13 protein-coding genes and 1 other RNA gene are annotated in these 15,244 nt (G+C 41.9%); 6 read left to right on the top strand and 8 right to left on the bottom strand.

Annotated features, from left to right (window positions below):
- Position 1: 1 nt before the first annotated feature.
- The 5 genes from dhaK to smpB form a co-directional block, all read right to left on the bottom strand.
- Positions 2-997, bottom strand: a complete 996-nt coding sequence (gene dhaK, locus ACTWP7_RS09855; protein WP_443123041.1) for a dihydroxyacetone kinase subunit DhaK — start codon at positions 995-997, stop codon at positions 2-4.
- 83 nt (positions 998-1,080) lie between these two features.
- Positions 1,081-2,574, bottom strand: coding sequence for a glycerol kinase GlpK (gene glpK, locus ACTWP7_RS09850; RefSeq protein ID WP_014644217.1), 1,494 nt, complete (start codon positions 2,572-2,574; stop codon positions 1,081-1,083).
- Between the two features lie 19 nt (positions 2,575-2,593).
- Positions 2,594-3,424 carry an MIP/aquaporin family protein gene (locus tag ACTWP7_RS09845; RefSeq protein ID WP_443123040.1) on the bottom strand — a complete coding sequence of 277 codons (831 nt, stop codon included), beginning with the start codon at positions 3,422-3,424 and terminating at the stop codon, positions 2,594-2,596.
- 396 nt (positions 3,425-3,820) lie between these two features.
- Positions 3,821-4,183: a transfer-messenger RNA gene (ssrA, locus tag ACTWP7_RS09840) on the bottom strand.
- 99 nt (positions 4,184-4,282) lie between these two features.
- Positions 4,283-4,747, bottom strand: a complete 465-nt coding sequence (gene smpB, locus ACTWP7_RS09835) for an SsrA-binding protein SmpB (protein ID WP_224894197.1) — start codon at positions 4,745-4,747, stop codon at positions 4,283-4,285.
- Positions 4,748-4,903: 156 nt separating this feature from the next.
- Here smpB and ACTWP7_RS09830 point away from each other — a divergent pair, with 156 nt between their 5' ends.
- Positions 4,904-5,764, top strand: coding sequence for a GNAT family N-acetyltransferase (locus ACTWP7_RS09830; protein ID WP_443123039.1), 861 nt, complete (start codon positions 4,904-4,906; stop codon positions 5,762-5,764).
- A 50-nt stretch (positions 5,765-5,814) separates the two neighbouring features.
- Here the strand turns inward: ACTWP7_RS09830 and rnr are convergent, their stop codons facing one another.
- The 3 genes from rnr to secG form a co-directional block, all read right to left on the bottom strand.
- Positions 5,815-8,103, bottom strand: a complete 2,289-nt coding sequence (rnr, locus tag ACTWP7_RS09825; RefSeq protein ID WP_443123038.1) for a ribonuclease R — start codon at positions 8,101-8,103, stop codon at positions 5,815-5,817.
- Positions 8,104-8,147: 44 nt separating this feature from the next.
- Positions 8,148-8,891: an alpha/beta hydrolase gene (locus ACTWP7_RS09820; RefSeq protein WP_443123037.1), complete on the bottom strand. Its 744-nt coding sequence runs from the start codon at positions 8,889-8,891 to the stop codon at positions 8,148-8,150.
- A gap of 195 nt (positions 8,892-9,086) precedes the next feature.
- Positions 9,087-9,320: a preprotein translocase subunit SecG gene (gene secG / locus ACTWP7_RS09815; RefSeq protein ID WP_014644223.1), complete on the bottom strand. Its 234-nt coding sequence runs from the start codon at positions 9,318-9,320 to the stop codon at positions 9,087-9,089.
- A gap of 271 nt (positions 9,321-9,591) precedes the next feature.
- Here secG and ACTWP7_RS09810 point away from each other — a divergent pair, with 271 nt between their 5' ends.
- Genes ACTWP7_RS09810 through ptsP form a run of 5 tightly spaced genes read left to right on the top strand, consistent with a single transcriptional unit; the run spans position 9,592 to position 15,191 of the window.
- A complete protein-coding gene (locus ACTWP7_RS09810) occupies positions 9,592-10,341 on the top strand; it encodes a DeoR/GlpR family DNA-binding transcription regulator (protein ID WP_443123100.1) in 750 nt (249 codons plus the stop codon).
- A complete protein-coding gene (pfkB, locus tag ACTWP7_RS09805; protein WP_443123036.1) occupies positions 10,338-11,291 on the top strand; it encodes a 1-phosphofructokinase in 954 nt (317 codons plus the stop codon). Before ACTWP7_RS09810 ends, pfkB begins: the two co-directional genes overlap by 4 nt.
- Positions 11,266-13,149, top strand: coding sequence for a PTS fructose transporter subunit IIABC (locus tag ACTWP7_RS09800; RefSeq protein ID WP_443123035.1), 1,884 nt, complete (start codon positions 11,266-11,268; stop codon positions 13,147-13,149). Before pfkB ends, ACTWP7_RS09800 begins: the two co-directional genes overlap by 26 nt.
- Positions 13,150-13,202: 53 nt before the next feature.
- Positions 13,203-13,469, top strand: coding sequence for a phosphocarrier protein HPr (locus ACTWP7_RS09795; RefSeq protein ID WP_014644227.1), 267 nt, complete (start codon positions 13,203-13,205; stop codon positions 13,467-13,469).
- 3 nt (positions 13,470-13,472) lie between these two features.
- A complete protein-coding gene (gene ptsP / locus ACTWP7_RS09790) occupies positions 13,473-15,191 on the top strand; it encodes a phosphoenolpyruvate--protein phosphotransferase (protein WP_443123034.1) in 1,719 nt (572 codons plus the stop codon).
- Positions 15,192-15,244 lie beyond the last annotated feature (53 nt).

Raw genomic sequence — 15,244 nt, 5'->3', positions numbered from 1 at the left:
TTTACACTTTAAATGCTGGTGCCTTAGACGGTTCATTTAGCAGTTCTTTTAATTCTTGGTCTACTTTTAATAAGGTGACCGAACAGCCTGCCATCTCAAGCGAGGTCATGTAATTCCCCACGTATGTCTTATAAACGTTTATTCCTTTATCATGCAGATGATCTTGTACTTTTCGATTAACGATATAAAGTTCCATTTCGGGAGAGGCTCCCAGTCCATTGATCATAACCGCTACCTCATCTGAACCGGTAAAACCTAAATCCTCAAGTACTAAGTCCGTCAATTCTACAGCAATATCATTTGCTGAGCTAACCGCTTTTCTTTCAGTACCTGGCTCGCCATGAATACCTACTCCAATTTCCAATTCATCTTCATTAAGCTCAAAATTTGGCTTACCCGAGGCCGGCATTACAGGCGGCTTAAGAGCCACACCCATAGAACGCACATTAGCTACTGCCTTGTCAGCCGTGGCTTTTATTTCTTCCAGTGAAGCCCCTGCCTCAGCTTTAGCCCCTACTAATTTATGGACAAATACGGTCCCGGCAATTCCGCGGCGCCCTGAGGTAAATGAGCTGTCTTCTACCGCCACATCATCATTAACAACGACTTTCTCCACTTTGATGCCTTCTGCTTCCGCAAGCTCTGCCGCCATTTCAAAATTCATAACATCACCGGTATAGTTCTTAATGACAAGAAAAACTCCGGCACCACCGTCGACTGCTTTTATCCCTTCCAATACCTGATCCGGGGTCGGTGATGTAAACACTTCTCCCGCTACAGCTGCATCCAGCATTCCCTGACCAATGTAACCCGCATGAGCCGGTTCATGACCGCTTCCTCCACCGCTTACAATACCTACTTTATTTTTTACGGGTGCATCTTTTCTAACTAACACTGTCGTATCCTGTACTCGTCTTACATCATTCGGATAGGCAGCTACAATTCCATCCAGCATTTCTGTTACGACCTGATTCGAGTCATTGATTATTTTTTTCATCATGCTCTTCCTCCCTGGATTGAACTATCGTATAAATCACATAATGGACAGGTCCTTCTCCATAGAAAAACCTGTCCAGATGACTACTTGTACTCTCTTGTTGCGGCTACTGCTTTCTTCCAACCGTTATAAAGCTCGTCTTGTTTATCTTGTTCCATGTCTCCAGTAAATGTGCGTTCATTTTTCCATTGCTTTTGAATACCTTCTTTATTTTCCCAATACCCCACGGCTAGACCTGCGAGATAAGCCGCTCCCAGGGCTGTCGTCTCCTGGACCTCAGGGCGCTCCACAGGAACTCCAAGAATGTCACTTTGAAACTGCATTAAGAAATCATTTTTCACAGCTCCACCGTCAACTCGAAGAGTTTTCAAGTTAATTCCCGAATCCGCAATCATCGCATCCAGTACATCCTTTGTCTGATAAGCAAGTGACTCTAAAGTCGCACGAACAAAGTGAGCCTTGGACGTTCCACGTGTTAATCCAAAGACCGCCCCACGTGCATCACTATCCCAGTAAGGTGTACCAAGTCCTACGAAAGCAGGTACAAGATAAACCCCGTCAGTAGAATCGACAGACACTGCCAGATCTTCTGTTTGAGGAGCACTTTCAATCAATTTTAACCCGTCCCGCAGCCATTGAATCGCTGAACCAGCTACAAAAATACTACCTTCAAGAGCGTATTCCACTTTGCCATCGATTCCCCAGGCCAACGTCGTGAGAAGTCCATGCTCTGACTTCACTCCTTCTTCGCCTGTGTTCATAAGCATAAAGCATCCTGTCCCGTACGTATTCTTTGCCATTCCTTTTTCAAAGCAAGCTTGTCCAAAGAGAGCGGCTTGCTGGTCGCCTGCAATTCCTGCAATCGGAACTTGATGACCAAAGAAATGATAATCGACTGTTTTTGCATAAACTTCTGAGGAAGGTTTCACTTCCGGCAGCATGCTCTTTGGAACGCCTAAAATATCCAGAAGCTCTTCGTCCCACTTCAAGTCATATATATTAAACATGAGCGTACGGGAAGCATTAGAGTAATCTGTTATATGCGTTTGTCCACCCGATAATTTGTAGACAAGCCACGTATCGATTGTGCCGAACATTAAATCCCCATTCTCAGCTTTTTCACGTGCGCCATCCACATGATCCAGAATCCATTTCACTTTGGTGCCTGAGAAATAAGGATCTAATAAAAGGCCGGTCTTATCTCTGAAGAGATCATTATGACCCTGAGCCCTTAACTCTTTACAAATATCCTCTGTTTGTCTAGACTGCCATACAATCGCTTTATAAACTGGTTTGCCCGTGTGTTTATCCCAGACCACTGCCGTTTCACGCTGGTTGGTTATACCTATTCCCGCAATTTGGTCGGGCTCAACATCAGACTTTCTTAATACATCCGCCATACAGGCCAGAACGGAAGTCCATATTTCATTAGCATCATGTTCCACCCAGCCTGGCTTTGGAAAAAACTGCTCAAATTCCTTTTGCGCGGTTTCGACAATTGTTCCTGCTTCATTGAATAATATAGCCCGGGAACTTGTCGTTCCCTGGTCAATTGATAAGATATACTTGTTTGTCATCCTAATCTCTCCTTCAACTTTAGCTTATTTTTTCTTCTACTTGCTCGGCTACTGTATGCTCTTTTTTCAATTCAGAGAACGCAGCCCCTACTAATATAATGGCTACGAATACACTGAGTCCCCAGAACAGACCTGTAAATTCTTCTAAGAACATGGCGCGATAAAATACTGCTCCGTAAATTCCACCTAAAATAGGACCAACTACAGGAATCCAAGCGTAACCCCAATCGGAGCTTCCTTTTTTGGGGATGGGCAGAAGAGCATGAGCAATTCTCGGACCAAGATCTCGAGCAGGATTAATAGCATATCCTGTCGCACCTCCCAGGGACATTCCTATTGCTACAATTAGTAATCCTACAATTAATGGATTTAGTCCTTCTGTGAATTCGTTCGCACCGATAAACATAAGCCCCATCAACAGAACGAAGGTACCAATCATCTCACTTACTAAATTGGAAAATGGACTGCGCACAGCAGGATCAGTTGAGAAAACAGCAAGCTTTGCTCCCTGATCTTCCGTGTCTCTCCAGTGAGGAAGGTAGTTCAAAAATACAATAACTGCACCAATAAAAGCACCGATCATTTGAGCTGTAATATATACCGGCACTTTACTCCATGGGAATTCTCCTACAGCAGCAAACCCTAGAGTTACTGCCGGGTTAATGTGGGCTCCTGTAAAACTGCCGACAGCGTAAACTCCCATCGCTACAGCAAGTCCCCACCCAATCGTTATAACGACCCAGCCTGCCCCTTCAGCCTTAGAATTTTTCAGTACCACACCACCGACCACACCTCCACCAAAAATAATCAGAATCATGGTGCCAATTAGTTCCGCCAGGAATTCCGACATGTTACTCCACTCTCCTTCTTTAATTCAAGATGACAAGGTAACGGGTGTTCTGAAAAAAAAGACTCACACTGAAAGGCGTACGTATCCCAAAGGATGTACTAGCTCAGTGTGAGTCTCCATGTCTCCGTCACAACGTTAACTTGTTAGTTATAAAGTTACTTGAATGTGAAAGCGTTGTCAATATTTTTCTTAATTTTCACTTTATTAATACTATTTGTCGTATAACATTGAAAGCTTTTATTTCCCGAAAAATAGTATTCAAGTAAATCTTATGCAATGGATAGTAAAGGATGGAAAGCCTAAATTATTATATTTAAAAAAGGCTAAAGTCTATCCAATAGACTTTAGCCTTTTTTAAAATTTAATATAAGAACAAAAAAACCACCAATTATGTATTGGTGGAGACGGTGGGAGTCGAACCCACGTCCGGAGATATCGGCACTCGGGCTTCTACAAGCGTAGTTGATATATTATGATTCGCTTCCTCTTCAGCCTATCAACAGGCTTCCGAGGAGCTAGCCTGATTAGTCTCTTCGTTTTTCCTCAGGCGGAGGAAAAACGCGTAGCCCGTTTCAGTTTGAGACCCTTCATCTGCCACACGGGCAATGCCAGGAAGGATCAGCTATAGACTGCTTATGCAGCTACAGCTAGGTTATCGTTAGATTCGCCAGTTATATTTAGGCAAATGACGTTTAACGAGACGTCACCTCGACTCGCAACCCGAGCTCGACCTATCCCCGTCGAATCCGTAACGTCCCCGTTAGGATTAAAGGATAGAGCATCAAGCTCTAAAATGATCATCGCGTTTAACGACAATTATTATTATAGCATAATTATAGCATTTTTCAAGGGAAGTGTCTATTTCAGACTATCTTTAATCGCACGATCAATTTCACGTTTTTGCTGCTTACGCTTCAGATCCTCACGTTTGTCATATTTTTTCTTACCTCTACCTAACCCAATCAATACTTTCGCTACTCCATTTTTAATATACATTTTCAAAGGAACGAGTGAATAACCTTTCTGCTGGGTTTGACCAATTAATTGATTAATCTGTTTTCGATGCAACAGTAACTTTCTCATACGTGTGGGATCGTGATTGTAGATATTTCCCTGCTCATAAGGTGATATATGCAGATTATGCAAGAATACTTCGCCATTGTTAATACGGGCAAAGCTGTCTTTTAAATTCACACGTCCATTACGTATAGACTTGATTTCCGTTCCTTGCAGAACGATCCCAGCCTCGAAAGTTTCTTCAATCGAAAAATCATGACGTGCCTTCTTATTTTGTGCAATTGTCTTACCATTTCCTCGTGGCATAGCGTTTTCCTCCTCTTGTGCGCAGCATCTATTGTACCAAATAACCCCGGTGTTTCCAATTCAAACACGGCTCTGGACGGAAGCATAATTAATGGACTTTTTAGTATATTAATGAGAATATAATTCTGGAAAATGATCAACAAAGGAGTTTCCTGAATGGAACAAGTTATGAATGTCCAGCCTTTAACGCATAAAGACCGTCCGGCACTTGAAGCCATGGATACGGGAATTGAAGATGATTATGTCATACGAATCTTTGAAAGGCTAATAGAATCTGATAGCCATGAGATTTTCGGTCTTTTTAAAGAGGGAAAAATCTTAGCAGTAGGCGGCTATAGCCTATTTGGCAACGGTAAATTTGCCATGTTGGGCCGTTTACGAAGCGACCGGCGGATGCTGATGAAGGGAAATGCTACCGAACTCCTACAGCCAATTGTAGACAAGCTTTTCCGAGATCCTCAAGTAGCCTGGGTAGGAGCAAATACTCACCTGCGTAACCTTGCCGCCAGAAGAGTCCTACAGAAATTATCGCTTGAAGAAGGTCCTGTGCTCCATTTCTTGACCCTGAAATCCCCGGAGCAATTAACCGACTATAAGCCGGGCCCTGTCTGGGAGGAGGTTACCAGCCTTCAACAAAAAAAGGAGCTGCTCCATTCAATAGAGATAAACGATCCCGATGTTTTCCCTTTTGAATGCTACTATCCGCTCCCTTATGATAAAGCCTTGTTTACTGATCAACATCTTGAAGATTCTTCTTTTTACCAAAAATCTGATGCCTCTCGATTTGTAATCGTAAAAAATGATACAAAAAAATTTGATTATTCTCATGTGAAATATTTCTGGGACGATCACTATAACCAGTCCGGTTTCTTTGAAACGATTCTTCATCACTGGAAGCAGCATCCTAATAACGCAGGCTGCTGGATTGATTTCTCAGCAGAAGGGTTTAAAAAAATTCCGGATTTGTCTCCTTACGACGTTCAGAAACCATGGATGTTATACGGCAAATGGAAATAGAATACCATTACGCCTGAAAAAACGCGCGAAGCAACTCGCGCGTTTTTATTTTACTTCTTTTTTTTGCTGCCTTTTTTCGGTACACCTTTATTTCTATAAAAAGGTTTATTACCCTTTTGCTTGTTCTTTTTCTTTTCATTTTTCTTATCCGGCCCTTTAGAATTAATCTGTTTTGGCTGGGCAGGACGTTTACGTTCTTTTCTCGGCTTCATTCCATCAATTTCAAAGTCAACGACACGCTCGTCAAGATTCACATTGGTTACTCGAATGGTTACTTCATCCCCAATTCGAAACACGTTGCCCGTACGTTCACCAATCATAGCAAATTGTTTCTCATGGAAATGGTAGTAGTCATCCGTTAGTGTACTCACGTGAACGAGACCCTCAACTGTATTAGGTAGTTCAACAAACATGCCAAAGCTTGTTACAGAGCTGATTACACCTTCATATTCTTCCCCAACCTTATCCTGCATGAATTCTGCTTTCTTCAAATCGTCCGTTTCACGCTCAGCATCTACAGCTGCTCGTTCCATTTCGGAAGAGTGTCTAGCTATTTCAGGCATCTGGTCCTTCCAGTGTTTACGGGTTTTATAATCCAGCTTATCTTCCACCAGATACGTGCGAATCAGACGGTGGACAATTAAGTCAGGATAACGGCGTATCGGCGAAGTGAAATGAGTGTAGTAATCCGTAGCTAAACCAAAATGGCCCAGGCTTTGAGGGTCATATTTAGCCTGCTGCATGGACCGCAGCATCAATTTTGAAATAATCATGTCCTCCTGTGTACCTTTAACTTCTTCAAGAACTTTTTGAAGGGCCTGAGGATGAACATTATCTGCTGTTCCTTTTACTGCATACCCAAGATTAGCTACAAATTCAAAGAAGTTTTGAAGCTTGCTTTCATCTGGGTCCTGGTGAATTCTATGAATGAACGGAACATCCATCCAGTGGAAGTGCTCTGCAATGGTTTCGTTAGCGGCAAGCATGAATTCTTCTATTAAGCGCTCCGCAACTGACCGTTCCCGAAGTTTAACATCAACAGCTTTTCCTTCTTCATCTACAATGACCCCTGCTTCTTTAAAGTCGAAGTCAATGGCACCACGATCCATACGTTTGCCACGAAGAGTTTTGGCCAAAGCAGCCATATTACGGAACATCGGCACTAGGTTTTCATATTTCTTAATCAGCTCTTCATCTTCGTCCTCAAGAATTTTATTCACGTCTCTGTAAGTCATTCGTTCATTGGTTTTAATTACACTTTGAAAGATTTCGTGTTCTACTACGTCACCACTCTTATTAATTTCCATTTCACAGGAAAGGGTAAGCCGGTCTACCTGCGGATTTAAAGAACAAATTCCGTTAGAAAGACGGTGCGGAATCATAGGGATCACACGGTCTACTAAATAAACACTTGTAGCACGCTCCCGAGCTTCTTTATCAATAGGAGAACCTTCTCCCACATAATACGTGACGTCCGCAATGTGAACACCGAGTTTAAAGTTCCCATTATCAAGCTTCTTAACTGTCACAGCATCGTCCAGATCTTTAGCGTCCGCACCATCAATCGTTACGATTGTTTCGTCCCGAAGGTCGCGTCTGTTCTTAATTTCCTCTTCACTTATCTGATCTGGTGTTTCTCCAGCCTGCTTAAGAACTTCATCTGGAAAATCCACTTTAATTCCGTGTTTATGAATAATGGAGATGATATCAATCCCCGGGTCATTCTTATGGCCGAGTATTTCTACGATTTCCCCTTCTGCACTCATGCGTTCTTCCGGAAATTTCGTTATGTTTACAATCACTTTATGGCCATCAGCGGCTCCATTTGTCTGCCCTTTAGGAATAAAGATATCATTAGGGATCCTTTTATCATCGGCTATAACAAAACCGAAATTCCTGCTTGATTCGTACGTTCCGACTATTCGTGTAGTTGCTCGTTCTAATATACGAATCACAGTGCCTTCTGGACGATTTCCTTGCTCATCTCTTTTTTCAATTCGAACCATTACTTTGTCATTGTTCATGGCTGAATGAAGATCAGAATGATGAAGGTAGACATCATCTTTGTCTTCTTCATCTGGTATGAGAAAAGCAAAACCTTTTGCATGCATCTGGATTCGGCCTCGAATAAGGTTCATTTTCTCAGGAAGACCGAACCTGTTCTTTCTGGTTCTTACAAGTTCTCCTTCTTCCTCCAGCTCATTCAACGCTTTCATGAGGTCTTTGAATTCATTGGTTTCTTCAAGTTCCATCGTTTCTTCTAATTCTTGTACAGATAATGGTTTAGATGCCGTTTCTTTAAAAAATGTTAATATTTGTTGTTTTAAGTCTGTGCTCAATTTGTATAACCTCCTCTAAATGTAAAGTCCAAAGATTCTGGCGATTAGGACCAGTCCAATGATTCAAGAAATTCAAGAATATCCTCATGGAGCTGTTCCTTTTCTTTCCCCATTGTAATGACATGGCCAGAGTCCTTGTACCATTTTATATCTTTTTGGTTGGATTCCACTTGTTCATAAATATAGTTTGCGCTATCTTTGTTAATCATTTCATCTTTTTCTGCTTGTACTACAAAGGTGGGTGTGTAAATCTGATCCACTTCATCATGAACTTCGTTAATAAATCCGCCTAATTGCTTAAACATTTCTTCTGATTCTTTTAATAATTCGTCTACTTCTTTATTAATCGTTTCCTGATCTTTACCCTCAAGCTGCTTATACTGCCGGGCTTTCGCTTCAAATCCCTGTGTCAACTGCTTTTCGTTGTCAAAAAACATAGGCGAGCACATGGTAACTAAACCTTTTATCGGCTCAGAATAGGCTAGCTTCAACCCCAGCACTCCTCCGAGAGAAAGACCAGCCACAGCTATTTTTTGATAACCAAGTTCTCGCAAATGGTCCAAAGAAGCTTTTACATCCGTCCACCACTCTTCAGGTCTTGCATCAATTAAAGCTTCCAATTCTTTTCCATGACCTCGGTATATCGGACCGTGACTCGTGTAGCCATGCTTTTGTAAAAATCTTCCGAGCATACGGACATCAGCGGAATGTCCAGTAAAACCATGTAGTAATAATACCGCGCGCTCTCCTTCTTCAAACGTAAAAGGTTGTGGCTGTTTAATTTTCATGTCATTCTCTCCTTACTTCATCTATTTCCTTATTTCCAATTTTCATTCTTATAATGCTGTTTTCAGCTTACCAAAATTACCTCTCAGGTTCTTTTTTTGAGCTTATATGACAAATTATACTCTTCGTGTAAATACTTATCGATCATAATAAAAAAACCGCGCTAAGAGATCAGCGCGGTTCTACTTTCGCATTCTTTAACCTAAAATATAGGCTGACAAGAAAGCCAGGACAAAAAATAAGACACCTGTTACGATTGTAGCTTTATGCAATACAGCATCAATTCCTCTAGCCTTTTGCTTACCGAACAATTGCTCCGCCCCACCAGATATAGCTCCTGATAGTCCGGCACTTTTTCCTGATTGCAACAGCACTAGAACAATTAAAGCTATTGTATCAATAGTCAATAAAGTTATCGCGAGTGTTTCCATGTTGTGCCAACACCTCCTATGAACGTACAAATCACTAGATTAAATGTAGCATAAAACCATTATAGCATCAAGAAAATTTAAACTCTCTACTAGCCTCTTCCTAGAGGTGATCGTCCAAGCTTTGCGGGATATATCATGTAAAGCGAGGAAGGATAAGTTGAAGGTTTATTATAGAAATTGATTGATTTTGATAATTTTTGAACGTTTTTGCTTGATTTATGTAAGGGTTTTCTTTATTATAGGTATTGAGATAAAGGAAGGAGAGGTGCCTATGCTGACTCCAGAACGACATCAGATCATTTTGGAAACCGTCAAAAAATATCATACGGCGAAAATTAAAGATCTGGTGCAATCAACAGGAGCATCGGAATCCACGATTCGCCGTGACTTAGATCAATTAGAGCAGGAAGGTCTACTTCGCAGAGTCCACGGTGGGGCATCTCTAAGAGCTTCAGCGAGCGACGAGCCAAGCATGGGGGAAAAAATCACAAAGTACCATAAAGAAAAAAATGCTATTGCCAGCTATGCGGCTTCACTCGTCAGAGACGGTGATTGCATTTTTCTCGATGCAGGCTCCACAACCTACGAAATGATTTCTTATTTATATGGTAAGGACATTACAGTAGTCACAAATGGGCTCGATCAACTCGATAAACTCACTGAGTATCAAATCAAAACTTATGTAGTTGGCGGTTATGTAAAGCATCGGACAAGAGCCGTGATTGGCACAGTGGCCATGCAGAACCTTCAACAATACCGATTTGACCAGTGCTTTATGGGGACTAACGGTATTTCCTTAAGGGAAGGTTTTTCTACACCAGACCCTGAAGAAGCTGCTATTAAAAGCACAGCTTTATCTTTATCTCAGGAACGCTATGTTTTAGCTGACCATTCTAAGTTTGAAGAAATATCCTTTGGAAAATTTGCCAATCTCGATGAGGCTTACATTTTGACAAATTATGAAGGACTGTACTTAAACAATTACAAAGAAAAAACTAATATAAAGGTTGTGACCGCATGATTTATACGTGCACACTGAATCCGTCCATTGATTATGTAATGAATGTGGACGAATTCAAGCCTGGAGAGCTGAACCGTGCAACCCAGACGTTTTACTATCCTGGTGGAAAAGGTATTAACGTTTCCCGGGTAATGGCAAGACTAGGAGTTAATACGATTGCCCTGGGCTTTACAGGCGGGTTTACAGGTGAATTTGTTAAAGACTTTTTGAGTAAAGAGGAAATTAATCATCAATTTATCGATACCGAGCAAAATACAAGGGTGAATGTAAAGTTAAAAAGTCAGCAAGAATCCGAGATCAATGGTCCTGGTCCCGTATTATCATCTAAACATCAGGAAGAACTTCTCGAGCAGGTACGAACTTTGACTAGCGAGGACACACTGATCCTTGCTGGGAGCGTGCCTTCTTCTTTACCAGAAGATTTTTATATAACCATTGCCGATATGTGCAGTAAGAATCGTACTAAATTAGCTGTCGATACTTCTGGAAAAGCATTAAAGCAGCTGGTCGGCCGCCCTATCTATTTGCTTAAACCGAACCACCATGAATTGGGTGAATTATTTAACGTAAGCATTGATTCTATGGAAAAGGCTGCGCATTATGGTAAAAAGCTTGCAGACCAAGGTGTTCAACACGTGATTGTCTCCATGGGTGGAGATGGTGCTGTATATATAGGTCCTGACCAGCAGCTCTACTCCAACGTTCCTAAAGGCCAGCTGAAAAATTCAGTCGGCGCGGGTGACTCTGTAGTTTCCGGGTTTCTTGCATCCATGGCACAAGGAAAATCGACAGAAGAGGCTTTCCGTGTTGGTGTTGCTTCCGGTAGTGCTACTGCCTTTCAAGATGATTTATGCACCGCTGAAGATGTAGAGGAGCTTTTGGAAGAAGTTAAGATTTCTTCATTAAATATAGGAGGGAAACCTAATGAAAATCACAGAATTATTGACTAAAGAAACAATTCTGTTAAACATGACCGCTTCTTCTAAACCGGAAGCGATCGATGAACTCATTGGAAAGCTGGATAAAGCCGGTAAGTTAAATGACCGTGATGAGTTTAAGCAGGCTATTCAGGCTCGTGAAGATCAAAGTACCACGGGTATCGGAGAAGGCATCGCCATCCCCCATGCAAAAACTGGCTCTGTAAAAGACCCAGCTATCGCATTTGGACGATCTCAAGAAGGATTGGATTACGAATCCCTTGACGGGCAGCCCACCAATTTATTCTTTATGATTGCTGCTTCTGAAGGGGCCAATAATGCTCACCTGGAAACATTATCACGTCTATCTTCATTTTTAATGGATACTAATTTTCGATCTAAGTTGGAGCAAGCGAAAACGGAAGACGAAGTGATAGAAGCCATTAACGCAAAAGAAGCTGAAGAAGATGGCGACGAGGAAGCTGAAGAAAGTACTTCCGCTGGAAAAATTTTAGCGGTTACCGCATGCCCAACAGGAATTGCACACACCTATATGGCAGCTGATAAATTGAAAGCAACTGCAAAGGAAATGGGCGTAAATATTAAAGTGCAGACTAATGGTTCCGGTGGCGTTAAAAACCGTCTTACCAAAGAAGATATCGCCGAAGCTGATGCAATCATCGTAGCTGCTGATACAAAAGTTGAAATGGAACACTTCCATGGAAAACCTGTTATTGAAGTACCAGTAGCTAAAGCCATTCACGAACCAAAAGAATTAATTAATAAAGCGGTTAACAAAGATGCTCCTATTTATCAGGGCGGTGGAAAAAACCAATCCGAGGATTCAGAGGAGAAAGGACAGCGCTCTGGAATTTATAAACACTTAATGAATGGTGTTTCCAACATGCTCCCGTTTGTTGTCGGAGGTGGTATTTTAATTGCCATTTCCTTCTTCTGGGGAATTGAATCCGAAAACGAATTTGCTCAAATGCTGAGTACTATTGGCGGCGGAAATGCCTTCTTCCTGCTTGTACCGGTACTCGCTGGTTTCATTGCTTCTAGTATTGCAGATCGTCCAGGTTTTGCTCCTGGTATGGTCGGTGGTTTAATTGCGATTACGCAAACTTCCGCTGAAGGTGCAGGAAATGGGTCTGGTTTCTTAGGCGGCTTAATCGCCGGTTTCTTAGCAGGTTATTTAACTTTACTTATTAAGAAGCTTCTCGAAGGACTACCTGCTGTTTTAGATGGTTTGAAAACCGTACTCTTTTATCCGGTACTAGCTATTTTTGCAACAGGGATGATCATGCTACTGATCAACCCGGCTCTAACAAGTGTTTATACTTGGTTGTTTGATCTTCTTGATAGTATGAGCGGAACCAACTTAGCTCTGCTCGGAATTATTGTAGGAGGTATGATGGCTGTCGATATGGGCGGTCCAGTCAACAAAGCAGCTTATACGTTCGGGATCGCTGCACTTGAAGCAAATAATTTTACTTTCATTGCTGCAGCTATGGCCGGTGGAATGGTTCCGCCACTAGCAATGGGACTTGCTACTACTTTCTTTAAAAATAAATTTACAAAACAGGAACGCGAAACTGGAAAAGCAGCTTACCCGCTGGGAGCGTTCTTTATCACAGAAGGAGCTATTCCATTCGCAGCGGCAGACCCTGCACGTGTGATTCCGTCTATGGTTGCCGGAAGTGCTTTAGCTGGTATGCTGACGATGTTGTTTGGTATTGGTCTTCGCGCTCCTCATGGCGGCGTAATTGTAGCTCCTCTTGTAGAAGGCGGAATTACTCAAATCCTTCTTTATCTGGTTGCTATTGCAGCAGGATCAATTTTGGGTGCAATCATTGTAGGATTCTTGAAAAAAGACCTCCAAAAGGCTTAAAATGATAGAGTTAGGGTACTGAAAAGTTAATACATTTTTAAGGAGGAACTAAAATGGTAGAGAAAACATTTAAAATTACATCCTCAGACGGTGTACACGCACGACCTGCCACAGTACTTGTCCAAAATGCCGGCAAGTATGAATCAGAAATCAATCTTCATTACAAAGAAAAGGCTGTTAACTTAAAATCCATTATGGGGATTATGAGTCTTGGTATTCCAGCAGGCGCTGAAGTTAAAATCACTGCAGAGGGCAGTGACGAACAAGAAGCTGTAGACCACATGGCATCTACAATGAAGAATGAAGGGCTGGGGGAATAACCCATGACTAACCTTCAAGGAATTGCAGCTTCCAGCGGTATCGCTATTGCGAAAGTGTACCGTCTGGAAGCTCCAGACCTTTCTTACAGTAAAAAAGATATAGAGCAACCGGAACAAGAGATCAAACGCCTGCATGATGCTCTAGATGTTTCTAAGTCAGAACTTGAAAAAATTAAAGAACATACTAAAAATACCTTGGGCGATGAGCACGCTGAGATTTTCTCTGCTCATTTGCTTGTACTTTCAGACCCAGAGTTGATTAAACCAATCGAAGATAAAATAAAAGCTGAGAATGTGAACGCTGAAGCTGGTTTAGATGAAACAGCCAACATGTTCATCGACATGTTTAAGAACATGGATAATGAATATATGAGGGAACGCGCTGCTGACATCCATGATGTTACTAAACGTGTTATGGCGCATCTCTTGAATGTTACGTTCCCTGACCCTGCTTTGATTAACGAAGAAGTGGTTATTGTGGCTGACGACCTTACACCTTCTGATACTGCGCAGTTGAACAAACAGTATGTTAAAGGGTTTACCACGGATATCGGCGGACGTACTTCTCATTCTGCAATCATGGCTCGTTCTCTTGAAATTCCTGCAGTTGTCGGTACGAAAGATGTTACCTCTAAAGCACCTAAAGATTCGCTGATTATTGTTGATGGAATTAATGGCGATGTGATTATCGAACCTACCGAAGAGCAAGTTAATGACTATAAGCAGAAACAAGAAGACTTTGAACAAAAAAAGAAAGAATGGGCTAAGCTGAAAGACGAGCCTACAGTGACTTCTGAAGGAGATCATGTAGAGCTTGCTGCTAATATTGGTACCCCTCAGGATGTTGACGGTGTACTGAATAATGGCGGCGAAGGCGTAGGTCTTTACCGTACCGAGTTTCTTTACATGGGTAAAAGCCAGCTTCCAACAGAAGAAGAGCAATATGACTCCTACTCTACCGTATTGAAACAAATGGGCGATAAGCCGGTAGTTGTAAGAACACTCGACATCGGAGGAGACAAGGAACTTGATTACTTGGATCTTCCTGATGAAATGAACCCGTTCCTTGGCTATCGCGCAATTCGTTTGTGCCTGGAACGTGATGACATCTTCCGCGTACAACTGCGTGCTCTTTTGCGTGCCAGTGTCCACGGAAATTTAAAAATCATGTTCCCAATGATTGCTACGCTTGAAGAATTCCGTCAGGCAAAAGCTATCCTTGACGAAGAGAAAGAAAAATTAGTTAACGAAGGCAAAGAGGTCTCTGAAACCATTGAAGTTGGTATGATGGTGGAAATCCCTGCCACAGCTGTCATCGCTCGTCAATTTGCAAAAGAAGTGGATTTCTTCAGTATTGGAACAAATGACCTTATCCAATACACGATGGCTGCTGATCGAATGAATGAACGAGTATCCTATTTGTACCAGCCTTACAACCCTGCCATTCTTAATCTAATTAATAATGTGATTGAAGCTGCTCATGCAGAAGGCAAATGGGCCGGAATGTGCGGAGAAATGGCTGGAGACGAAATCGCAATTCCAATTCTTTTAAGTCTTGGACTTGATGAATTCAGCATGAGTGCTACTTCCATTCTTCCAGCTCGTACGCAAATCAGAACCCTGTCTAAAAAAGATTGGATTTCTTATAAAGACGAATTACTTTCTAAAGGCACATCTGATGAAGTGGTGGATTTTGTTAAAGAAAAAACACAATCAAGGTAGTAATTACATGTGGAATGTGGCAAACTAAACGTGTGAAACGGAGAAACGCCCCT

The organism is Halobacillus sp. B29, assembly GCF_052246755.1.
Lineage (GTDB): Bacteria > Bacillota > Bacilli > Bacillales > Halobacillaceae > Halobacillus > Halobacillus halophilus.
The sequence above is the reverse complement of the archived record's forward strand: the minus strand, read 5'-3'. Positions and strand labels throughout refer to the sequence as shown.